This is a genomic window from Gordonia sp. 'Campus' (assembly GCF_022206305.1).
Lineage (GTDB): Bacteria > Actinomycetota > Actinomycetes > Mycobacteriales > Mycobacteriaceae > Gordonia.
The window spans coordinates 80133-101973 of sequence record NZ_JAKOIW010000015.1 but is presented as its reverse complement, the minus strand read 5'-3'; the positions used below and the strand labels follow the sequence as shown (position 1 = coordinate 101973).

General features: G+C 68.4%; 20 protein-coding genes. 7 read left to right on the top strand and 13 right to left on the bottom strand.

Annotated elements, in window-relative coordinates:
• The first annotated feature begins 20 nt into the window (after nucleotides 1-20).
• The 3 genes from MAY35_RS16440 (at nucleotide 21) to MAY35_RS16430 (ending at nucleotide 2196) form a co-directional block, all read left to right on the top strand.
• Complete coding sequence (locus MAY35_RS16440; RefSeq protein WP_238422375.1) at nucleotides 21-800, top strand: TVP38/TMEM64 family protein; 780 nt, start codon at nucleotides 21-23, stop codon at nucleotides 798-800.
• 83 nt (nucleotides 801-883) lie between these two features.
• Nucleotides 884-1519, top strand: a complete 636-nt coding sequence (locus MAY35_RS16435; RefSeq protein ID WP_238422374.1) for a hypothetical protein — start codon at nucleotides 884-886, stop codon at nucleotides 1517-1519.
• On the top strand, nucleotides 1516-2196 hold the full coding sequence (locus MAY35_RS16430; protein ID WP_238422373.1) for a hypothetical protein: 681 nt from the start codon (nucleotides 1516-1518) through the stop codon (nucleotides 2194-2196). Before MAY35_RS16435 ends, MAY35_RS16430 begins: the two co-directional genes overlap by 4 nt.
• 13 nt (nucleotides 2197-2209) lie before the next feature.
• On the opposite strand, the gene MAY35_RS16425 is transcribed toward MAY35_RS16430, so the two are convergent.
• From MAY35_RS16425 to MAY35_RS16415, 3 genes are all read right to left on the bottom strand, one after another.
• Nucleotides 2210-3436, bottom strand: a complete 1227-nt coding sequence (locus MAY35_RS16425) for an SPFH domain-containing protein (protein WP_238422372.1) — start codon at nucleotides 3434-3436, stop codon at nucleotides 2210-2212.
• 46 nt (nucleotides 3437-3482) lie between these two features.
• A complete protein-coding gene (locus MAY35_RS16420) occupies nucleotides 3483-3911 on the bottom strand; it encodes an NfeD family protein (protein ID WP_238422371.1) in 429 nt (142 codons plus the stop codon).
• Nucleotides 3912-4010: 99 nt separating this feature from the next.
• Nucleotides 4011-4838, bottom strand: coding sequence for a DUF3097 domain-containing protein (locus MAY35_RS16415; protein WP_238422370.1), 828 nt, complete (start codon nucleotides 4836-4838; stop codon nucleotides 4011-4013).
• A gap of 144 nt (nucleotides 4839-4982) precedes the next feature.
• Here MAY35_RS16415 and MAY35_RS16410 point away from each other — a divergent pair, with 144 nt between their 5' ends.
• A complete protein-coding gene (locus tag MAY35_RS16410; RefSeq protein WP_238422369.1) occupies nucleotides 4983-5849 on the top strand; it encodes a serine/threonine protein kinase in 867 nt (288 codons plus the stop codon).
• Between the two features lies 1 nt (nucleotide 5850).
• Here the strand turns inward: MAY35_RS16410 and MAY35_RS16405 are convergent, their stop codons facing one another.
• The 9 genes from MAY35_RS16405 to MAY35_RS16365 form a co-directional block, all read right to left on the bottom strand.
• Nucleotides 5851-6480: a hypothetical protein gene (locus MAY35_RS16405; protein ID WP_238422368.1), complete on the bottom strand. Its 630-nt coding sequence runs from the start codon at nucleotides 6478-6480 to the stop codon at nucleotides 5851-5853.
• 313 nt (nucleotides 6481-6793) lie between these two features.
• Nucleotides 6794-7921: a ferrochelatase gene (locus MAY35_RS16400; RefSeq protein ID WP_238422367.1), complete on the bottom strand. Its 1128-nt coding sequence runs from the start codon at nucleotides 7919-7921 to the stop codon at nucleotides 6794-6796.
• Nucleotides 7918-8757, bottom strand: coding sequence for an NADH-dependent enoyl-ACP reductase InhA (gene inhA, locus MAY35_RS16395; protein WP_238422366.1), 840 nt, complete (start codon nucleotides 8755-8757; stop codon nucleotides 7918-7920). The genes MAY35_RS16400 and inhA overlap by 4 nt, the downstream gene beginning before the upstream one ends.
• 61 nt (nucleotides 8758-8818) lie before the next feature.
• A complete protein-coding gene (gene fabG1 / locus MAY35_RS16390; RefSeq protein ID WP_238422365.1) occupies nucleotides 8819-9553 on the bottom strand; it encodes a 3-oxoacyl-ACP reductase FabG1 in 735 nt (244 codons plus the stop codon).
• An 87-nt stretch (nucleotides 9554-9640) separates the two neighbouring features.
• A complete protein-coding gene (locus tag MAY35_RS16385; RefSeq protein WP_238422364.1) occupies nucleotides 9641-10609 on the bottom strand; it encodes a VWA domain-containing protein in 969 nt (322 codons plus the stop codon).
• Nucleotides 10610-10612: 3 nt separating this feature from the next.
• Nucleotides 10613-11551: a DUF58 domain-containing protein gene (locus MAY35_RS16380; protein WP_238422363.1), complete on the bottom strand. Its 939-nt coding sequence runs from the start codon at nucleotides 11549-11551 to the stop codon at nucleotides 10613-10615.
• Nucleotides 11541-12740 (bottom strand): MoxR family ATPase, encoded by a 1200-nt coding sequence (locus MAY35_RS16375; RefSeq protein ID WP_238422362.1) that lies wholly within the window; start codon nucleotides 12738-12740, stop codon nucleotides 11541-11543. The genes MAY35_RS16380 and MAY35_RS16375 overlap by 11 nt, the downstream gene beginning before the upstream one ends.
• 206 nt (nucleotides 12741-12946) lie before the next feature.
• Entirely contained in the window at nucleotides 12947-14458 is a 1512-nt protein-coding gene (locus MAY35_RS16370) for an NlpC/P60 family protein (protein ID WP_238422361.1), read from the bottom strand.
• Between the two features lie 376 nt (nucleotides 14459-14834).
• On the bottom strand, nucleotides 14835-15452 hold the full coding sequence (locus tag MAY35_RS16365; protein ID WP_238422360.1) for a DUF6676 family protein: 618 nt from the start codon (nucleotides 15450-15452) through the stop codon (nucleotides 14835-14837).
• 371 nt (nucleotides 15453-15823) lie between these two features.
• Here MAY35_RS16365 and MAY35_RS16360 point away from each other — a divergent pair, with 371 nt between their 5' ends.
• Both MAY35_RS16360 and MAY35_RS16355 read left to right on the top strand, forming a co-directional pair.
• A complete protein-coding gene (locus MAY35_RS16360; protein WP_238422359.1) occupies nucleotides 15824-18646 on the top strand; it encodes an aconitate hydratase in 2823 nt (940 codons plus the stop codon).
• Nucleotides 18647-18661: 15 nt separating this feature from the next.
• Nucleotides 18662-19228 carry a TetR/AcrR family transcriptional regulator gene (locus tag MAY35_RS16355; protein ID WP_058250388.1) on the top strand — a complete coding sequence of 189 codons (567 nt, stop codon included), beginning with the start codon at nucleotides 18662-18664 and terminating at the stop codon, nucleotides 19226-19228.
• 4 nt (nucleotides 19229-19232) lie between these two features.
• Here the strand turns inward: MAY35_RS16355 and MAY35_RS16350 are convergent, their stop codons facing one another.
• A complete protein-coding gene (locus MAY35_RS16350; RefSeq protein WP_238422358.1) occupies nucleotides 19233-20096 on the bottom strand; it encodes a hypothetical protein in 864 nt (287 codons plus the stop codon).
• 91 nt (nucleotides 20097-20187) lie between these two features.
• On the opposite strand from MAY35_RS16350, the gene MAY35_RS16345 reads away from it, so the two are divergent.
• On the top strand, nucleotides 20188-21801 hold the full coding sequence (locus MAY35_RS16345) for a GMC oxidoreductase (protein ID WP_374237971.1): 1614 nt from the start codon (nucleotides 20188-20190) through the stop codon (nucleotides 21799-21801).
• Nucleotides 21802-21841 lie beyond the last annotated feature (40 nt).

The window sequence follows — 21841 nt, the reverse complement described above, 5'->3', positions numbered from 1 at the left end:
GTCCAGAGTAGAGTGTCCGGGTGCCCGATCCATCCACAGTCAGCGAGAACATCGCCGACCCGATCGGGACCGAATCCCTCGACGAACCGGCTGCCGGCGCCGGCCGTCGCCGACGATTCGACCGTCGGGTCGTGCGTCGGGCCCTGCTGGGCATCGCGCTCGTCGCCGCAGTTCTGGCCGCGTCGTACTTCGTGCCGTTGCCGTCGGTCGCGAGTGTGCGGGCCTGGGGCGACGACCTCGGCCCGTCGTTCGTGTGGCTGTTCTTCCTCTCCTATGCGGTGATCACCATCGCGCCGATCCCACGGTCGACGTTCACCGTCATGTCCGGGATCTTCTTCGGCCCGCTCGTCGGGTTCGCCGGGGCGATGATCGCGTCCTCGATCGCGGCCGTCGCCGCCTTCGCCCTGGTCCGGGCCATCGGGCGGGACCGCGTCCAGCCGTACCTGAAGAAGCCGGTCGTGAAGTCGGTGGAGTACCGACTGGAACGTCGGGGGTGGCTTGCGGTCGGTTCGCTGCGTTTCATCGCCGCCTGTCCGTTCTCCGTGGCGAACTACTGCTCGGCGCTGTCGTCGGTGCGGCCGCTGCCCTATGCTGCCGCGAGCATCATCGGCATGGCCCCGGGGACCGCAGCCGTGGTCATGCTCGGGGATTCACTCACCGGAGACACCCACCCGTTGCAGTTGGTGGTCAGCGGCGCGTTGTTCGCCGTCGGGATCGCCGGACTGGTGCTCGATTCCAGGCTGCCGGTGTCCCGGGTGGGGCGTTCGGCAGCGGACGGTGCGACAAGTACAGAACCTTGATCTGCTGCTCATCAAGCCCCCACAGCTGATCCCATCTAGTTCTCAGCCTTGATTCTTGTGAATCAAGGCTTTAGGCTTTACCGATGTTCGTCATGACCGTCGATCAGCGAGGCAGTCGCCGCGACGTCGACCGCGTGGGCGCCGCGCTCGCCCTGCTCGACTCCGTCGACACCGTGCGCCGCTTCGAACGCACCGCAGGGGACGAGATCCAGGGCATCCTCGACGATCCCGCCGTGACGGCGCGGATCGCGTTGGAGCTGACCGCGGACGGACACTGGAGTGTCGGTATCGGGACCGGCGCGGTCGACGAGCCCCTGCCCGCATCGACGCGAGCGGGCCGCGGCGCCGCATTCATCCACGCGCGCGACGCGGTCGAGGCCGCCAAACGCCAACGTATCCCGCTCTGCGTCCGCGGCCCGCACGAGCGGTGGTGCCGCCACGCCCAGACCGCGGGGCGGCTCATCGCCGACGTGATGAGCGGCCGGAGCGCCGCGGGCGAGGAGGCGGTGGGGCTGATGCGACGCGGCCTCACGCAGGCCGAGGCCGCCGCCCGACTCGACATCACGCCCCAGGCGATGAGTCAGCGACTCCGCGCCGCGGGATGGGATCTCGAGTCCGACTCCCTGGACCTCGTCGCCGACGCACTCGCCGAGGCAGACCGTCGACCCCAGAACGGAAAGACACAGAACGGAAAAGAGCAGAACGGAAGAACGAAGTGACCACCGCCGCGCTCGCCTTCCTCATCGCCACCGCACTCGCAGCACCGCTCTGGATCGTCGTGACCCGACGGACACGCGACCGGGCGTCGGTCGAGGCCACCAGACGTCTGGGTCTGATCGCGGCCACCGGGCTCCTCGTGTTGGCCGGCACAACTGCCGTCCTGGCTGCCGCGGCGGGACCGATCACCGGGTTGCCGGCGTCGGCGGCTCCGGTCGTCGCCGCACTGGCGGCGATCACCGGTGGTGGCCCGGTCGTGCGAGCGGTGCTGGTGGCCGGCGGGGTCGGCACGGCCGGGCAGCCGGGCCCGGCCCCAGCTCCGGACTCCGCGGACGGTCCTGCTCCCGAGTCCGACTCCCCCAGCCCCGATTCCACCAGCCCCGACGACCCCGGGTCCGACGACCCGAACGGTCCCGGCACGGAACGCCCGGGCGACAACGGTGACGCCGGTCCCCTACGCGGCGGACGGGTGATCGGCTACCTCGAACGTCTCGCGGTCGTGACGACTCTGATGGCCGGATGGCCCGAGGGCCTCGCCATCATCCTGGCGGTGAAGAGCCTCGCCCGCTACCCGGAACTGCGTGCCGCGAATGCGGCCGAGCAGTTCATCATGGGCACCTTCGCCTCGGTGATGTGGGCGGTCGGGATGGCCGGCATCGAACACCTCCTCACCCACTGATCCGCCGCGTCGTTCAGGAGGGTTCGGTCGGCGCGGATTCCGGTTGCTCGGGCGGGACCCAGCCGGTGTCGGCGAGTTCGGCGGGCTCGGAGACGAGTGGTGACGCATGCCGGGACGCTCGCGCCGCGCGAGAGGTGATCTCGGGCGCCACCGGTGTGCGGGCAACGGCCTCGGCCTCGGCGACGGCTTGCGCGACCTTGGGATCGGACGCCAGTGAGAACCAATCCTCGGTCTCGGACTCGTCGATCTCCGACGGCGGCGAGTCGACCGGCTCGTACCGGAACACCCCGTCGTCGCCCTGGACTCCGAAGGACTTCGCGAAACCCTGGAGCGCCGAACCGAAGTCGGAGGGCACCACCCACACCTTGCTTCCCTCGCCCTTGGCCATCTCGGGTAGTTGCTGCAGGTACTGGTAGGCCAGGAGTTCCGGGGTCGGCTTGGCGGCCTTGATCGCGGCGAAGGTCTTCTCGATCGCCTTCGCCTCGCCCTGGGCGTTGAGATACGACGCCGCACGGTCACCCTGCGCGCGCAGGATGCGCGACTGGCGTTCGGCCTCGGCGGCGAGGATCGCGGCCTGCTTGGCACCCTCGGCGGCGAGGATCTGCGACTGCTTGTTGCCCTCGGCGGTCTTGATGGCCGACTCCCGCTGACCCTCGGCGGAGAGGATCGTCGCGCGCTTCTCGCGGTCGGCCTTCATCTGCTTCTCCATCGACTCCTGGATCGACGGCGGCGGCATGATCGATTTGAGCTCGACACGGGCGACCCGAAGGCCCCAACGACCGGTCGCCTCGTCGAGGACCCCGCGAAGCTGGCCGTTGATGGAATCGCGTGACGTCAGGGTCTCCTCGAGAGTCATGCCGCCGACCACGTTGCGCAGCGTGGTGATGGTGAGCTGTTCGACGCCGGCGATGTAGTCGTCGATCTCGTAGACGGCCGCACGCGGATTGGTCACCTGGAAGTACACGACGGTGTCGATCGACAGCGTCAGGTTGTCCTCGGTGATCACGGGCTGCGGCGGGAACGACACCACCCGCTCACGGACGTCGACACGCGCCCGGATCCGGTCGATGAACGGCAGCAGCAACGTCAACTGGCCGGAAACGGTACGGGTGTACCGGCCCAGCCGTTCGATGACCGCGGCCTCGGCCTGCGGGATGAGGGCGACCGATTTGACGACCACCACCACCACCAACAGCACGAGCAGCACCAAGACGATCAGACCGAAGATCTCGTACTCCATGGTCACCTTCCAGCTTCGTCGTTTCCGGTCTCCGGCGCGCGGATGCTCAGGCGCGCCAGACCACCGCGGTTGCGCCGTCGATCTCCACGACGGTCACATGGGTTCCGGGTTCGAGCACCTGGGTCGGGTCCATGGCTCGGGCCGACCACACGTCGCCGCCGATCTTGACCCGCCCGTCACGGGCGTCGACCTGCTCGGTCACCACCGCCGGACGACCCTCGAGTGCTTCGGTGTTCATGAGCACCGCCGGACGATTCAGCAAGTGCCGCCGCGCGATCGGCCGCACCGCCGCCAACAACAGCACCGACACCCCGGCGAAGACCAGCCCGTCCACCCACAGCGGCGGATCGAAGGCCACGTCGACTCCCGCGGCGGCGAGCGCGCCGCCGGCGAGCATCAGCAGGACGAGTTCGCCACCGAACATCTCCGCGACCACCAGGACGATCGCGGCCGCCAGCCACAGGAGGGCGCTCATGCGTCCAGTCTGCCAGAGATGACCGAACCGCAGGCCGCACCGCGGACGGGGTCGGGCCGTTATCGAGCTCGGGCCGTTATCGAGCTCGGGCCGACACCGTCACCTGGGCTCCTCGGCGGCGGTCACGAAGTCGATGAGTTCCTCCACGGACCGCAGCAGGTCGACCTCGAGATCGCGGAAGCTGCTGACCCCGCCCAGCACCCGCCGCCACCCGTCGCGTGGGTGACCCCAGCCGAGCTCCGCGCAGACGCCGGTCTTCCAGTCGGTCCCACGGGGGATACGCGGCCAGGCGTCGATCTTCACCGAGGCGGGCTTCACCGCCTCCCAGACGTCGATGTACGGATGCCCGCACACGAGGACGTGTTCGCCCACGGACGCGGTCAGGTTCGCTTCCTTCGAACCGGCGACCAGATGGTCCACGAGAACCCCGGCACGCCGGTGTGGGGCAGGTGCGAAGTCGGCGAGCGCCTCGTCGAGGTTGTCCAGACCGTCGAGACTGACCACGACCACGCCCTCGGCGCGCAGATCGTCGCCCCACACCCGCTCGAGCAGGGTCGCGTCGTGCACGCCCTCGACGAAGATGCGGCTCGCGCGCGCGGTCCGGGCCCTGGTGCGTGGCGCGGCCCGGGAACCCGATGCGGTCATCGCGGGCTGCTGGGGTCCTCGCGTCCGGGGACGGACGAGCGTCACCGGGCGGCCGTCGATCAGGAAGGCACCGGGGTGCATGAGGAAGACCCTGGTCTGACCTCGCCGGTCCTCGAGGCGGACGAGGTCCCCGGAGTAGCTCTTCTCCAGGCCGACGACGGCACCGCAGAATCCGGTCGCGGCATCTTCGACGACGAGGTCCCGTTCCGCGGCGACCTCGGTGGGACGGGGCTTGGCCCGACGGGGCTGGGACAGCACATCGCGTCCGTATCGGTCATCCATCAAGCGCACCACCTTGTCGATCGGTCCCTCGCATCGCAGCGCACACACCGTATTCGTCCGGAGGTCACGATCCCGGTTGCCACGCCCGGCTCGCCCAGATCGGCGCCGGTATCCTGGCCTCTTGATGACAAGCGGTGAAGCCCCATGAAACGCAGTGAGATCCTCGCGTCCACGGTTGCGTGGCCGTCATGTGCCCTCGGCGCGTGGTCGGCGGCGTGGCTGGCCGGACGCTGCTCCCCCGATGACGTGATCGAGGCGCTGGCCGAATCCGCCGACCGGCACGAGGTCAGATGGGACCCCACCTCCACAGCGGGCGAATCGGGTTCGGCAGCACATGGTTCCGCGAACGGTGTGCTCGATCTGCTCGGCTTGCTCCGACCGGCACGGGGCCTCCTGGTCCGGCTTCCCTCCACCGGCGACCCACAGGGACTCCCCCCACACGCGGCCACGTCGGCGGCGCTGCTCGCGGGTGAGGTGATGCTCGTCGACGACGAATCGGCCTCCGGCACCCTCGCACTCGTCCCCGAGGTGTCCCTCGACCATCTGGACGCCCTCGGCGACGACCCCCGCCATCTCACCTGCCGGTGGACGGTGTACCGCTACGACGCGCCCCTCGACCTCGGCCACCTGGTGTCCGCGGGACCCTCGGCCGGCGACCTCGAACACGAGTTACGACAGGCGGTGCGCGACGCGGCGACCATCATCGGGGGCCTCAACGGGCGCCGGGCCGTGGATGCGACCGACCTGCGCGCGCATCTGGCAACGCTCACCGCCCGTCACCGGGTGACGATGCCGCCACACGCTCTGGACGCGCGCGCGACGCGGCTCATCGACACGGCCGCGCAGGTGGAGGCGATCGTCGACCTGGCGAACCTGCGCAATGCGGAGATCGGGGACAGTGCGGGCCAATGGGATTCGGGTGACTCGGCCTTACGCGGTCTGCAGACGCTCGCCCGGACGGCGCGGGCCGCCGCGGTGAACCAGACGATCGTCGAACTGCAGCGGCGCTGAGTCAGGCGGTGCGTTGCCCCCGGATTCGTGGGGGGCGTTCGGAAACGACGCCGTAGAGCTCGAGCCCGTTGCGATTCTCCGTTGCAAACGGCGCCGCACCCCATTCGTGCACGAACCAGTCGCGCAGCCGTTCGGAACCGGTCCAGGCATAGTACGGGCGGAGAGCCGACACGCAGAAGCGTTCCACCTCGCCCATCAATTCGGTCAGAACACTGCCGCCGCGGGCCTCGGGCATCACGGCCGCGATCCGCAGATCGACGGCGTCTTCGGCCGGCGGGGGGAGACGAGTACTGGTCAACAGTTGGATCGTGCGCTCGCGCAACCCGGGGACCGCTGCGACGGCCGCGAAGTCCGCCGGGACCAGCGGAGGTTTTCCTTCCGGTGACAAGGCGACGTCATGCGCTCGCCAGACCAGGATGCCGACCAGTCCCTTTTGTCGATGCGCGCCGACCACGCATCCGGCATCGACGAAAGGGCGGACCAGGATCTCGGCGAGCCATCTCCGAAGCGCGAGATCGCCGATGTGTTCACCCAGAACCCAGCGGTACAGAGGAATGTCGTCGAGTGAGCTCGCCAACAGTTCGATCGCGGATTCGAGATCGTCGGCGGCGAGTACTCGGACCATCGTCATCGACATGTGTATATGTCGGAGAACCACCATCGTGGCGGGTTGAACTTGCAACCCACCACGACGGCGAATCTAGTCCTACGTCGGGGTATCGCTGCCGCTGTCGGCCGAACCGGTTCCGAGGATGTCGAGGATGGGTCCGAGAAAGTCGATCTCGAGTTCGATGGGTCCTTCAGCCATGGCAATTCCTCTCAGACGGTCGTGCCCCTCTTCGGCCACGTACCCGTTGAGAGTCGCATTTCGATTGAGATGAGGATCACGTTTTGACCCTATCTGTGACCCAATCGTTACGACAAGATGCGTCCGTTCAGCGGGGTCACGACCGACTGGGAGGGCGCCCGACCGATCCCGGACGGGCCGCGGGCACGCAACAGTTCTCCCGGCAGGTGCGGCCGTTGTCCGCGCAGCCCATGGCGGTCAGATCGCCCCCGCCGCCCGCATACGACTCGACGAACTCACCGATCATCTCGATGAACCGCCGGTCGGGTCCGACGGTGCCTGCGCGCGCATAATCCATGCCGAGACGTTCGGCGACCTCTGCCGCCTCGTTGTCCAGGTCCCAGATCACCTCGAGGTGATCGGAGATGAACCCGACCGGGTACACGACCACCCGCCGGATTCCGCGTGCGGCAAGGTCTTCGAGATGATCACAGATGTCGGGTTCGAGCCACGGGACCTGCGGGGGCCCCGACCGCGACTGCCACACCTGGTCGAAGTCGGTGATGCCCAGGGCATCGGCGACCGCCTGCGAGGCGGCCATCACCTGACGTGAGTACAGGTGCCCGCCCTCGGCCGCCGGGCCCGATGCCGCATCGGCCGAGTCCGGCACGGAGTGGGCGGTGAAGACCAGCCGCGGCGCGTCGTCGCCCGGCCCCAGCGACTCGATGGCCCGGCGGACCGCGTCGGCACCGGCGGCGACGAACGCCGGGTGCGACCAGTACTGCGGCAGTTTCCGCAGCAACATCGCGGAGTCGGGGTCCGTCGCCGCGGGCACCGCGCGCGTCAGCGAGGTCAACGCGCGATCGATGTCCTCGTGATACTGGCGGCACCCCGAGTAGCCACCCCACGCCGACGTCGGGAACACCAGCACGCGGCGGTGCCCCTCCCGGTACATCTGCGCCACCGTGTCCTCGGCCATCGGGTGCCAGTTGCGATTGCCGAAGTAGACCGGCAGATCGAGGCCCCGCCGGTCGAGTTCGGCCCGGAGGGCGTCGATCATCTCGAGATTGAGGCGGTTGATCGGCGAGACACCCCCGAAGTGCAGGTAGTGCTCGGCCACGGATTCCAGTCGCTCACGAGGGATTCCGCGACCCCGCGTCACGTTCTCGAGGAACGGCATCACATCGTCCGGGCCGTCCGGCCCGCCGAACGACAGGAACAGGACGGCGTCGAAGGGCTCGGACCCGGCCGTCGCCGATCCACCCGCTGCGGCTGAGGAGCTCATGAGCCGGAGGTCATGCCCTCCGGGAACCAGGTGTTGTGGCTGGCTCCGCCGTCGACGTAGACGATCGACCCGGTGGTACCGGGCAGCCAGTCACTGAGCAACGCGCACACCGATTTCGCGACCACGGTCGGGTCGTCGACGTCCCAGCCGATGGGCGAGGCACCGTCCCAGTACTCGTTGAGCATGGTGAGCTGCTTGGCATCGTCGGTCGCGGTTCCGGCGATGGCCTTGGCGGCGAGCGTCTTGATCGGCCCGGCGGCCACCAGGTTCGAGCGGACGTTCTTGGCGTTGCCCACCTCGCGGGCGACATAGCGGTTCACCGATTCGAGTGCGGCCTTCGCCACACCCATCCAGTTGTAATACGGCATGGCGGTTCGCGGATCGAAGTCCATGCCCACGATGGAGCCGCCCTCGTTCATGGCGGGCAGCACGGCGCGCGCGAGCGATGCGTAGCTCCACGCCGAGATCTCGAAGGCCTTGGCGGCGTCGGGCCCCGGACCCTCCAGGAACGGCTTGGCCTCGGGCCCCATCAGGGTGCGGGGCGCGAAGGCGATCGAGTGCATCACGCCGTCGATGCCCTGCGGTGCCAGCTCGGTGAGCTTGCCGGCGAGCGCGTCGAGGTCGTCTTCGTTGGTGACGTCGAGTCCGATGGCCGGCGGCACCTCCTTCGGCAACCGCCTGGCGATCCGGTCGATCAGCCGGAGCCGCTCGGGGATGCCGGTGATGATCACCGTCGCACCCTGTTCCTGGGCCATGGCCGCCGCGTGGAAGGCGATCGACGCATCGGTGATGATGCCCGTGATGAGGACGGTCTTCCCGTCCAGGATTCCGCTCACGAAGTTGTGCTCCTGGTATCGACGTTGATGGGGTTGTCGGTGGTCTGGTGCAGCGGGCGGGTCAGTGACCCATGCCCATGCCGCCGTCGACCGGCAGGACGGCACCCGAGATGTAGCCGCCCTCGTCGGACGCGAGGAAGCTGATGGCCGCCGCCACGTCTTCGGGCTTGCCGGTGCGGCCGAGCGGGATGGCCTGCTTGGCCATCTCGATGTATCGGTCCTCCATCGAGGCCGTCATGTCGGTCTCGATGAACCCCGGCGCCACCACGTTGGCGGTGATGTTGCGCGAGCCGATCTCACGGGCGATCGACCGTGCCATGCCGATGAGTCCCGCCTTCGACGCCGCGTAGTTGACCTGGCCGGGGATGCCGGACATCGCCACCACCGAGCCGAGGAAGATCATGCGGCCCCACTTGGCGCGCTGCATGCCTTTGGTGGCGCGCTTGGCGCACCGGAAGGCGCCGGTGAGGTTGGCGTCCACGACGTTCTCGAAGGACTCCTCGGACAGCCGCATGAGGAGCATGTTGTCGGTGATGCCGGCGTTGGCCACCAGGATCTCGACCGGCCCCTGGTGCTGCTCGACCTCGGTGAACGCGCGGTCGACCGACTCGGAGTCGGTGACGTCGCACTTCACGCCGAACAGGCCCTCGGGCGCACCGGAACCGCGGTGGGTGACCGCGACCTTGTGGCCGTCGGCGGCCAGACGCTGGGCCACCGCGAGACCGATCCCGCGGTTGCCACCGGTCACCAGGACCGAGCGGGAGGGATTCTGCGCTTCGTTGCTAGCTGCCGTCATGGGTGTTCAACCTATCCGTTCTCGTTGCGGGGGTGACACGGCGGTCGCCGGGCAGGGATGTGTGTGCACCGGGCAGTACAGCGCACGTCAGGGCAGACGACGGTTGATCGCCAGCGCTGCGAACGCCGAGACCAGCGCGAACAACGTACCGGCGATGAGCCACGGCCGCGAATTGTCCCCGCGCCTGGTCTCGTAACCGATGTCGTCCTGCAGCTTCTCGTAGACCTTGTTGAGCTCGTCGAGACTCGCGGCGGTGAAGAACTCGCCACCCGAGAGGTTCGCGATCTTGCGCAGCGAATCGTCGTCCACCGGGACGGGGACGCGGTCGCCCTCGAGTTCGACGGTGCCGGTGCGGGTGCCGAAGGAGATGGTCGAGACCGGGATCTTCTCCTCCTTGGCCTTGCGCGCCGCGGTGAAGGCACCGCGGGGATCGTCCGGGTCGTCGGGCACGGTCTGCTTGCCGTCCGAGAGCAGCACGATGCGCGCCGGAGGTGCGCCCTCGGTGCCACCCAGGACCGCGTTCAGGGTGCTGATCTGTTGCATCGCCGCGAAGATCCCCTCACCGGTCGCGGTCTTGTCGTCCAGTCGGAGTTTGTCGACGGCGACCTTCGTCGCGTTGTGGTCCGGGGTCGGTGAGACCAGGCTGGCCGCTGTCCCGGCGAAGGAGATCAGGCCCAGGTTGATGCCCTCGGTCAGTTCGTCGGCGAACTTCTTGGCGGCTTCCTGTGCCGCCTTGATCCGCGACGGGGACACGTCGGTGGCATTCATCGACCGGGACACGTCCATCACGAGCACCACGGTCGCCTTGTTCCGCGGCACCTTCCGGTCGGCCTGCGGGCCCGTCAGCGCGACGGTCAGCAGCACCAGGGAGATCATCAGCAACGCGATCGGCAGGTGCCGCAGCCGATTGCGCTCGGCGGGGGCCACCGACTTCAGGAGGTCGAGGTTGGCGAAGGTCAGCGCGCGCTGCTTGCGCCGGCGCAGCATGTAGACGTAGGCGGCCCCGAGAAGCGCCACGACGAGCAGCAGTAGCAGCCACCACGGACTGGACAACATCGACTACCCCACCCCCGCCGCGAGTCCGCGTCGGCGCTGGGCGACGAACTTGACGGTGTCGGTGATCCATTCGCGGTCGGTGCGCAGCGTCAGCACCGCGCCACCGCAGCTGCGCAGGGTCCGGTGTACCCGCTGCTGATGCGCACGGGCCGCGGCCTCGAAGTCGCGTCGGAGGTCCTCGGTGATCGTGACGTCGTGGATCTCGCCGGACTCGGCGTCGGCGAGCGTCACCTCCCCGATGGCCGGGAGCTCGAGGTCGCGCGGATCGAGCACCTCGACCGCGAGGAGCTCGTGATGCGCGCCGATCGCGCGCAGCGACCGTTCCCAGTCGATCGGTCCGAGGAAGTCACTGATGACCACGGCGAGACCGCGGCGTCGTTGCGGCCTGCGCAGCGCCTCGATGCCGGCCTTGAGGTCACCGCGCACACCGGGAGCGCTGCGGCGGGTGGTGGCGATGGCCTTCAAGAGGTTCTGCGCGTGCGCGCGGCCGGCGCGGGCGGGGACACGCACCACGTCGTCACCGGTCACCACCAGTGCCCCGTGCCGGTTGCCGCCGCCGGATGTCAGATGGACCAGCGCCGCGGAAGCTGCGACGGCGAGATCGCGTTTGGTACACCCGACGGTCCCGAAATCCAGACTCGCCGATGCGTCCACGACGAGCCACGTCTCGAGCTCGCGGTCGGCGATCATCTGTCGCACGTGGGGTTGGGTGGTCCGGGCGGTCACCGACCACTCCATCCGGCGCACGTCGTCGCCGGGTTGATAGGCCCGGGACTCCCCCGGCTCGGACCCCGGCCCGGGGATCAGACCCAGGTGCTCGCCCTGCAGCACCCCGTCGAGTTTGCGCCGCACGGTGAGCTCGAGCATCTTCAGGGCCGCCGTCAGTTGCGGCTCGTCGAGCAGTCCGGCGCCGAGGCTCGGCAGGTCCCGATTAGCCGCCATACTGCGAAGAATTCCGGTTCACCGGCGCCTGGTTCGGGTTCACCGGACCGGCGGACTGCGGAACCTGTTGTCCCGCATAGCCGTTGGCGCCCTGCTGCGGACCGGGCGCGTGCGACTGTCCGGCCGGGTACTGCCCCTGGGCCATCGGCTGAGCGCCCACCTGCGGCAGTCCGACGGTCTGGAGCACACGGGAGATCACCTGATCGGCATCGATCTCGTCGGCCAGTGCGTCATAGGACAGCACCAGCCGGTGACGCAGGACGTCGGGCATGATCTCGACGACGTCCTGCGGGATGACGTAGTCGCGTCCGCGGACGAGCGCCAGCGCACGCGCAGCTGCGACGATGCCCAGGGTCGCGCGCGGCGACGCCCCGTAGGACAGCCACGACGCGACGTCGTTGAGACCGAGTTCGGCGGGCCGGCGGGTGGCGTTGATGACCCGGACGACGTAGTCGACGAGCGCGTGGTGCACGAAGACGTTCGCCGCGGTCCGTTGCAGACGTAGCATCGCCGCCGGATCGAGGACCTGCGAGGCGGTCGGCGGGACGTTGCCCATCCGGTAGACGATCTCGCGCTCCTCCTCGACCGACGGGTAGTCGACGAGGACCTTGAACAGGAAGCGGTCGCGCTGCGCCTCCGGCAGCGGGTACACGCCCTCGTTCTCGATGGGGTTCTGCGTCGCCATCACCAGGAACGGATCGGGCATGGGGTAGGTCTTGCCGCCGATGGACACGTGCCGTTCGGCCATGACCTCCAGCAGGGCCGACTGGACCTTGGCCGGCGCGCGGTTGATCTCGTCGGCGAGCAGGAAGTTCGCGACGACCGGGCCGAGTTCGGTGTCGAACTCCTCGCGGCCCTGTCGGTAGATCCGGGTACCGATCAGGTCGGTGGGAACGAGGTCGGGGGTGAACTGCACGCGCGAGAACGATCCGCCGACCACGCGCGCGAACGTCTCGACCGCCAGCGTCTTCGCGACGCCGGGAACACCCTCGAGCAGGATGTGACCGCGGGCGAGCAGGCCGACGAGGATGCGCTCGACGAGTTGGTCCTGGCCGACGATGACTCGCTTGACCTCGTAGATGGCCCGCTCGAGCAGGGCGATGTCGGCATCACTCAGTACCGAGGCGTCCGCTCCGGTCGTCCCGGGATCCCCCGTGGCCGCCTTGTCGAGGGAGTGCGATTCGGTCAACCCGTGCTCCTGTTCCTCTGAACTGCTGTTCGTCTGAACTGCGATGCGTCAGCTGGTGTGGGCGCGACCGGTCGGAAACGGCCACGCGACGCGCGCAGGCCGAGACCCCCGCGTGTGCTTGTGCCAGCCTAGCGGTGAGAACTGAAAAGGTGCCAAGAAGACCCGACCGGTGTCGTGCGTTCGGAAGGACGGTCGCCGGACCCCGATCAGAGCAGGCGCACGACGTTCGGCATCGCACCGTCGGTGCGCAGCGGCGACACCTTGACCACGTCGCCCGACTGCGGCGCCTCGACCATCTTGTTGTCGCCGAGGTACAGCGCGACGTGCGCGCTCGCGTTCGGGCCGTAGAAGATCATGTCGCCACGACGCATCTGCGACAACGGGAACTGCGGGCCCGAGGTGTACTGGTAACCCGTGTAGTGCGGGAGTTCGATACCCACGCCGGCGAATGCGTAGATCATCAGCCCCGAGCAGTCGAACCCGATCTTGTTGTAGTCGCCGTAGCTGTCGGCGACACCGCCGTCGCGGATGCCCTGCGTCGGACCGTTGGCGTCACCGCCGCCCCACGCGTAGGGGACGTTGAGCTGCGACAGCGCGCGGTTCACGGCGATCTCGACGGCCTGCGGCCCGCGCAGTCCGGGGCGGACCATCCCGCCTCCTCCGCCGCCGCCGGACGAACTGCCGAACAGAGTGCCCAGGCTGCCCGAACCGAGCCGTGCGCTGAGGGTGTCCCCGCCGCTGCTCCCGGTCAGGTCGGCGCCGCCGATGCCGAGTTCGTTCAGCAGTTCCGACTGGGGCAGCTGCTGCTGTCCGACCAGACCGGCCAGGACCGACTGGCCCACGTCGATCGCCAGCCGGGCAGCGGCTTCGGCCGCCACCGCGAGGGCCTGGTTGTCGGTCGCCGGGGTCTGCGGGAGCGCCTTGAGGACACCGCCCCCGGACGGGTCGGACGGGAAGAGACCGGCGAGCAGGTCACTCGCCGACGGCCCCTCGACGGTCTGCTTGGGCACATAACCGCGAATGGTGTTGAGTCGCTTCTGCACCCGGTCACGCTCGCCGATGAGCGTGGCCTTGCGCTTCTGCTGCGTGGAGATCGCGGCCTTCGCCTCGGTCACCGCGGCCATCGCGTCGTTCTTGCGCTGCTCGGCGCTCTTGGCCGCGAAGGACGCCTGCCTGCGAGTGGCCTCGACCGCGGCGAGCCGGTTGGCCTTCTGGTTGCGGGCGACCTGCAGCTTGCGGATCATCTCCTGCTGCTTCTTGCCGACCTGGTCGAGGAGTTTCATGCGGTCGAGCACGGCCTGGGGGTCGGTCGAGGAGACATAGTTCGACATGGAGACCTGTTCGGGCCCTTGCTGGTACGCAAGGCGAGCGAAGCGGTCGAACTCCTTTTGCGCGTCGACGACCGCGCGGCCGGCGCGGTCTAGTTCGGTGCGGGCACCGCGAGCCGCGACCGAGGCGAGGCGGCGCTGCGCCAGGGAGTTCTGGAAGTCGACGATCGACCGGTTGACCGTCTCCTGACGCGCCGCGAGCGCCTGATCCAGGTCGGCGATGTCCTGGTTGACCGACGCGATGCGGTTGATCAGACCGGACACCGGGGATTCGGGGGCCTTCTTCGGCGCCGCGGTGGCGTGACCGGCTCCGACCGCGCAGATGAGCACGACAGCAAGGGCTGCCGAGATGCGCGTCGGCCAGGACGCACCAGTTCTTCCTCGACTCACCGGAACTCCTCGCGGTTTCGTGCGGGGATGTTGGCGATCCCCGGCTGGCGATCGACGGTCGGGGGACCCGCGATCACACACTGCACTTCAGTAACAAGTGACCCTGTGGGACTCACAGGAAACACATGCGACTTCAGAACCGTACGTCACATCAACCACACGAGAAAACCTTGTCGCAGAATTACAAAGGCGTGATTACCTGCGAAAATGCCGTGAACTGGCAAAAGATCCACGGTTCGCCAAGGTCTCGAATCGGCAACAGAGCGCGGGACACGCGCCGCCGCACGTCACGGGCATCGTCGAGCTGCGATATGCGCGAGGCGTGGGGCCCGCCGGTGAGGCTCCGGCGGGGTCAGGTGTGAGGATCAGGCGCAGGTCAGCGGGACACGCTCGACGACGGTTCGGCCGCGGCCGCCTCGTCCTCGGGACGATCCGGTCCGGCGGTCGCGGCGACGGGCGCGAGCGGGCCCGCCGCATCGTGCCTGCGGGCCCGGGCGGTGCGCAGGCGGGCCAGCACCGCACCCACGAACACCACGAGGATCAGTGCGACACCGACGACGGTCCAGTCGACGTTCGGCCCGGTCATCGTGTCGATCATCTGCCGGGCCGCACCGGGCGGGTCGGTCAGCGTCAGACCGTCGGTCGCCTGCTCCTGGACGACCCGGCTGAAATCGGGTGACGAGCTGCCGACGGAGTTGGGACCGAGGACGATCACGGTTCCGCCGACCTGGTCCTGCAACTGGTTGGCGATGTCGCGATAGAGCGTGAAGCGCGGCTGGACCTGATCGACCACGACGAAGCTGACGTCGTGCCCCTTGGACCGGGCGTAGGCCACGACGTCGAGCATCGCGGGCAGCTGCTCGTCAGTGGCGCCGGCGACGCCGTCGTCGGCGATGTCCCTCGACAACTCGGTCATGTCCACGCCGACCAGGCCGGTGAGTTCGGTGTTCTCCGCGGGAGCTGCCAACACCAGAGTCGTCGCCTGCGGGCCCATCGCCACCCCTGCCTCTCGAGATCACCGGGTTTCCCGGACATGGACACACGGCGTCGAGCCGTGGTCGAGTTCCCACTCGCCGAACCCCGCCCTGCACCGTACGACACAATGGGATCGTCTGGGTATCCGGCCACCAGCCCTTCGGTCCGGCGTGTCCCGGGCACGAGCTTGGTAACAGTACGCTCGTACTGTTAGACTGGACGGTGTTGTCGCGGGTCGCCCTCGCGGACATCCGATGGCGCCGGTGCAGCCCACCGGCGCGGGACCTCGGCGGTGTGCACAAGCGACATGCAGAGAGGACGCAGCCGCCCAGCTGTCCCGCCCGACCGCAAAACCGATCATCGAGTATCGCCGGCGCAGCCCGCCGGTACATGAGGAGAGTGGATTTAGACGTGAGTATCAATTCCTTCGACGCCCGCGGCACGCTGGACGTCGGCGACAACAGCTACGAGATCTACCGTCTGAACGCGGTCGAGGGCACCGGCAAACTCCCCTACTCGCTGAAGGTCCTGGCGGAGAACCTGCTGCGCACCGAAGACGGCGCCAATATCACCAAGGAACACATCCAGGCGATCGCGAACTGGGATCCGAACGCGGATCCGAGCATCGAGATCCAGTTCACCCCCGCCCGCGTGATCATGCAGGACTTCACCGGCGTGCCCTGCATCGTCGACCTCACCACGATGCGTGACGCGGTCAAGGAACTCGGCGGCGACCCGGACAAGGTGAACCCCCTCGCGCCCGCCGAGATGGTCATCGACCACTCGGTCATCATCGAGGCCTTCGGCAACGCACAGGCCTTCGAGCGCAACGTCGAGATCGAGTACCAGCGCAACGAAGAGCGCTACAAGTTCCTCCGCTGGGGCCAGGGCGCCTTCGACGACTTCCGCGTCGTGCCGCCCGGCACCGGCATCGTCCACCAGGTCAACATCGAGCACCTCGCGCGCTCGATCATGGTCCGCGACGGCGTGGCCTACCCCGACACCTGCATCGGCACCGACTCGCACACCACCATGGAGAACGGTCTCGGCGTCCTGGGCTGGGGCGTCGGCGGCATCGAGGCCGAGGCCGCGATGCTCGGTCAGCCGGTCTCGATGCTCATCCCGCGTGTCGTCGGCTTCAAGCTGACCGGTTCGGCCAAGCCCGGCGTGACCGCCACCGACGTGGTCCTCACCATCACCGAGATGTTGCGCAAGCACGGCGTCGTCGGCAAGTTCGTCGAGTTCTACGGCAACGGCGTCGGCGAGGTCCCCCTGGCCAACCGCGCCACCATCGGCAACATGAGCCCCGAGTTCGGTTCCACCTGTGCGATGTTCCCCATCGACGAGGAGACCGTGAAGTACCTGCGGCTCACCGGCCGCAGCGAGGAGACGCTCGCCCTCGTCGAGGCCTATGCCAAGGAACAGGGCATGTGGCTGGAGAAGGACGCCGAGGAGGCCGTCTACTCCGAGTACCTCGAACTCGATCTCGCCGACGTCGTTCCCTCGATCGCCGGCCCGAAGCGTCCGCAGGACCGCATCGAGCTGTGGGACGCCAAGAACGCGTTCCGCAAGGACATCCACAACTACGTCGAGAACGGCAACTCGGCCCCGCAGACGAAGCTCGACGAGGCCGTCGAGGAGACCTTCCCGGCCTCCGATCCCGCGACCCTCTCCTTCGCCGACGATGGCGCCGAGCCGCTGCACTCCGCCGCGAACAACGCCGAGGGCCGCCCGACCAAGCCGGTCCGGGTCGACTCCGAGGAGCGCGGCTCGATGATCCTCGACCACGGCATCGTGACCATCGCGTCGATCACCAGCTGCACCAACACGTCCAACCCGTCGGTCATGCTCGGTGCGGCGCTGCTCGCCAAGAAGGCCGTCGAGAAGGGCCTGACGTCCAAGCCGTGGGTCAAGACCTCGATGGCACCCGGTTCGCAGGTCGTCACCGGCTACTACGACAAGTCCGGCCTGTGGCCGTACCTGGAGAAGCTCGGCTTCTACCTCGTCGGTTACGGCTGCACCACCTGCATCGGCAACTCGGGCCCGCTGCCGGAGGAGATCTCCAAGGCGATCAACGACAACGATCTGACCGCCACCGCGGTGCTCTCGGGCAACCGCAACTTCGAGGGTCGCATCAACCCCGACGTGAAGATGAACTACCTCGCGTCGCCGCCGCTGGTCATCGCCTACGCACTGGCCGGCACGATGGACTTCGACTTCGAGACCGACGCCCTGGGCCAGGACACCGACGGCAACGACGTGTTCCTCAAGGACATCTGGCCGTCCAACGAGGAGATCGAGGCGACCATCGCCTCGTCGATCTCGCCGGAGCAGTACGCCTCCGACTACGCCGACGTCTTCAAGGGCGACGAGCGCTGGCAGAACCTGCCGACGCCGTCGGGCAAGACCTTCGAGTGGGACGACGAGTCGACCTACGTGCGCAAGCCTCCGTACTTCGAGGGCATGCAGCGTGAGCCGGCACCGGTCACCGACATCAAGGGCGCTCGCGTCCTCGCGAAGCTCGGCGACTCGGTGACCACCGACCACATCTCCCCCGCGTCGACGATCAAGCCCGGCACCCCCGCCGCGCAGTACCTCGACGCCAACGGCGTGGCTCGCAAGGACTACAACTCGCTGGGCGCCCGCCGCGGCAACCACGAGGTGATGATCCGGTCGACCTTCGGCAACATCCGTCTGCAGAACCAGCTGCTCGACGGTGTCACCGGCGGCTACACCCGCGACTTCACCCAGGAGGGTGCACCGCAGTCGTTCATCTACGACGCCGCGCAGAACTACGCCGAGCAGAACATCCCGCTCGTCGTGCTCGGCGGCAAGGAGTACGGCACCGGGTCGTCGCGTGACTGGGCCGCCAAGGGCACCAGCCTGCTCGGCGTCAAGGCCGTCATCACCGAGAGCTTCGAGCGCATCCACCGCTCGAACCTCATCGGCATGGGCGTGATCCCGCTGCAGTTCCCCGAGGGCGAGTCGCACAAGTCGCTGGGCCTCGACGGCACCGAGACCTTCGACATCGCGGGCATCGAGGAGCTGAACAACGGCACCACGCCGTCGACCGTGCACGTCACCGCCACCAAGGAGGACGGTTCGACGGTGGAGTTCGATGCGAAGGTCCGCATCGACACCCCCGGAGAGGCCGACTACTACCGCAACGGAGGCATCCTGCAGTACGTGCTGCGCAACATGATCAAGAGCTGACAGGAGGCACGCGACGTGCCCAAGGTCAGCGATGACCGGCTTGCCGCGCGTCGTCGGGAGATTCTCGACGGCGCGCGGCATTGCTTCGCGGAGTACGGATATGACGGCGCGACCGTCAAACGCATCGAGGAGTCCACGGGCCTTTCTCGTGGTGCGATCTTCCATCACTACCGGGACAAGGAAGCGCTGTTCCTCGCGCTCGCACGGGAAGACGCCGAGCGGATGGCCGACGTGGCGGCCGAACAGGGCCTGGTGCAGGTCATGCGCGACATGCTCACCCGGCCGCAGGATTTCGACTGGCTCGGCACCCGGTTGGAGATCGCCCGAAAACTACGGACGGACAACGGCTTCCGGGCGGAGTGGGTGTCGTACGCGGCGGAGGTCGAGCAGGCGACCCTCAGTCGGCTGGAACGGGGCCGCCAGGCGGGACGCCTGCGCGACGACGTACCGACGGACGTCCTGCTGAACTATCTCGACCTCGTCCTCGACGGTCTGATCACCCGGTTGGCCACCGGCCAGCCCACCGACGATCTACACGCGGTGCTCGACCTGGTCGAGGAGTCCGTGCGGGCGCACGACTGACGCCTCACCCGGCGGTCAGTATCGCCACGACCTCCCGGATCGACCGGCCCGCCGACAACCGGTAGGCCCGGACCGCGTCGTCACCCGTCAGCTGGACGACCGGAGTGCCTCTGGTCGTCCAGCGCCTCGTCCCGGCGGTCCCCGACGCCATGGGCCAGAGCTCCGGCGCCGGCCTCCGGGGGTCGTCGTCGACGGGGGCCAGACCCCGTGCCTGCCGCGCCCGTTGTCCGGTGACGGCGACCAGCCAGCATTCGGCGACCGCGACGGGCCGAATCGACGACAAGACCCCGTTCGTACCGTCGAAGGTCATGGTCATGGTGTCGGCGCGCTGTACCCGCATCGATGACCCGAACAGTGTGAAGCGCGCCATGCGGTCGTTGTGCAGGTCGAACTCCGCGCCGAACCCACGCAACGCCTCGGTGCACTCGCCGGTCAGGTACCGAGCCGACGAGTCGCGTTCCCGGCGACGTTCTTCCTCCTCGCGTCGCCGGTCACCGAGAGGGCGGTAGTCGCGTTCCAGCGCGGGCCGGTTCGCTGCCGCGCCGTCGGCGAGCCGCCGATGCAACCATGCCGGATCGATCTGCAGGAAGTACCGGTAGTGGATTCGGTGCGGCGCGTCGGTGACCGACACCGCAGCGTCCTCGACGAGCATCTGCACGCCATGGTCCACCGACCAGACCGCGGCGACCCGGCCGTCGACATCGGCCACCCACGACCAACCGCGCGCACGGATCTCCGGCGCGGCCGCATCGAGCACGACGCTCAACAACGTGCCCGGTGTCACGGTGATCTGCCGCAGGTGGGACGTGACGTCGTCCCCCATCGCCACGCTGTCGCGGTCCACCTCGATCTGCACCGACGCCGTCACGCCGACAAGCCTATCGGGATGGTGATCCATTCCACACCGAGGTCGTTTGTTAGGAGTTCCTAACCTTAGTTGTGCGGGCTAAGGTTTCTCGGTGATCTTCGACAACATCTCGACGCCGCCGGTTTCGCGGCGGACCGTCATCCGTTCCGCAGTGGCTGCCGGGGCGCTCGGCGCCCTCGCCGCCGCCCCCGCGACCTCGCAGGCCGCCCCGGGCCGTACCGCCATCGTCATCGGAACCGGGTTCGGCGGCTCGGTCGCCGCGCTCCGCCTGGGACAGGCCGGATACCGGACCACCGTCTTCGAACGAGGCCGTCGCTGGCCGATCCGCCCCGACGGCAACACCTTCGCGGCGTTCTCGCGGCCGGACAAGCGTGCCGCCTGGTTCGGCAATCGCGCGGGCGCCAACAGCGCCACCTCGATCCCGGTCGAGCCTTATCCGGGAGTACTGGACCACGTCGTCGGCAACGGCATCGAGGCGGTCTACGGTGCCGGCGTCGGCGGCGGCTCGCTCGTCTTCGGCTCGTTCACACCCGTTCCGCGACGACAGGACTTCGAGCACGTCTTCCCGGCCGCGGCCGACTACGCCGAACTCGCCGCCACCTACTATCCGCGGGCCAAGCAGGGACTCGGGGTGTCGGGGATGCCCGCGGACATCCTGGCCCACCCCAACTATGTCGGCGCACGGAACTGGCTCAAAGTGATCGCCCGCTACGGTGCGTCGCCCCACTTCTTCGACTTCGCGATCGACTGGGACATCGTCCGGGACGAGATCGCCGGGCGCAAGAACCCGTCCGTCATCGCGGGCGAACTGAGCTACGGCGTGAACAGCGGGGCCAAGAAGTCCACGGACCGGACCTATCTCGCCGCCGCCGAGCGCACCGGCAACGTCACGATCAAGCCGATGCACGAGGTCTTCGAGATCCGTCCGCGTTCGCGGCGCGCGGGATTCGCGGTGACCGCGCGTGTCCGCGACGAACAGGGCCGGACCGTCCGGACGGTGACGGCTGAGGCCGACCACCTGTTCATGGCGGCAGGCTCGTTCCACACCACCCGGATGCTCGTCGAGGCGCGGGCCAAGGGAACGCTGCCCCGGCTGTCGCCACGCATCGGCGACGGTTTCGGCACCAACGGCGACTTCCTCACGATCCGCAGCAACCCGTCCGAGGACTTCGGCCTGGTGCAGGGCGGTCCCGGCTACGCACGGATCTACGAGGACCATCTCACCGACACGCCGGTGTCGATGGTCTATCAGGCGACGCCTCTGCCGGCCCCGCTCGGCAAGGCGGCCACCACCCACCTCGTGCAGGCGCTCACCGACGAGCGCGGGACGATCGACTTCGATCACGCCACGCGCACCGCGAAGCTCAGCTACCCCCACGCGGAGGGCACCAACGACGTCGATCGGCAGGCCACCGCCTTCATCGCACGCTTCCACCAACGTACCGAGGCCCGCTACGGCCGTCCGGCCAACGGCGTGCCGATCTACACCCGCGCGGTCGGATTCGGTTCGGCGGGAACGTATCACGGGCTCGGCGGCGTCGTGATGAACCGCGCGGCGTCCTATGACGGCGCCGTGCACGGCTACGACAACCTCTACGTCGTCGACGGGTCGTTCGCGCCCGGAGCCGTCGGCCTGGTCAATCCGGCGCTCACGATCACGGCGCTCGCCGAACGCACCATGGACCGGTTCCTGGCGTCGCACTGAGCCCCCGCGAATCGGACACGTCTCTGAGGTAGTGTGACTC

Bases quoted from the DNA above. Each gene is read 5' to 3' on its own strand.
- MAY35_RS16435 (WP_238422374.1), top strand. From the start codon at position 884: ATGTTCGTCATGACCGTCGATCAGCGAGGCAGTCGCCGCGACGTCGAC.
- MAY35_RS16425 (WP_238422372.1), bottom strand. From the start codon at position 3,436: ATGGAGTACGAGATCTTCGGTCTGATCGTCTTGGTGCTGCTCGTGCTG.
- MAY35_RS16420 (WP_238422371.1), bottom strand. From the start codon at position 3,911: ATGAGCGCCCTCCTGTGGCTGGCGGCCGCGATCGTCCTGGTGGTCGCG.
- MAY35_RS16415 (WP_238422370.1), bottom strand. From the start codon at position 4,838: ATGGATGACCGATACGGACGCGATGTGCTGTCCCAGCCCCGTCGGGCC.
- MAY35_RS16410 (WP_238422369.1), top strand. From the start codon at position 4,983: ATGAAACGCAGTGAGATCCTCGCGTCCACGGTTGCGTGGCCGTCATGT.
- MAY35_RS16405 (WP_238422368.1), bottom strand. From the start codon at position 6,480: ATGACGATGGTCCGAGTACTCGCCGCCGACGATCTCGAATCCGCGATC.
- MAY35_RS16400 (WP_238422367.1), bottom strand. From the start codon at position 7,921: ATGAGCTCCTCAGCCGCAGCGGGTGGATCGGCGACGGCCGGGTCCGAG.
- fabG1 (WP_238422365.1), bottom strand. From the start codon at position 9,553: ATGACGGCAGCTAGCAACGAAGCGCAGAATCCCTCCCGCTCGGTCCTG.
- MAY35_RS16385 (WP_238422364.1), bottom strand. From the start codon at position 10,609: ATGTTGTCCAGTCCGTGGTGGCTGCTACTGCTGCTCGTCGTGGCGCTT.
- MAY35_RS16380 (WP_238422363.1), bottom strand. From the start codon at position 11,551: ATGGCGGCTAATCGGGACCTGCCGAGCCTCGGCGCCGGACTGCTCGAC.
- MAY35_RS16365 (WP_238422360.1), bottom strand. From the start codon at position 15,452: ATGGGCCCGCAGGCGACGACTCTGGTGTTGGCAGCTCCCGCGGAGAAC.
- MAY35_RS16360 (WP_238422359.1), top strand. From the start codon at position 15,824: ATGAGGAGAGTGGATTTAGACGTGAGTATCAATTCCTTCGACGCCCGC.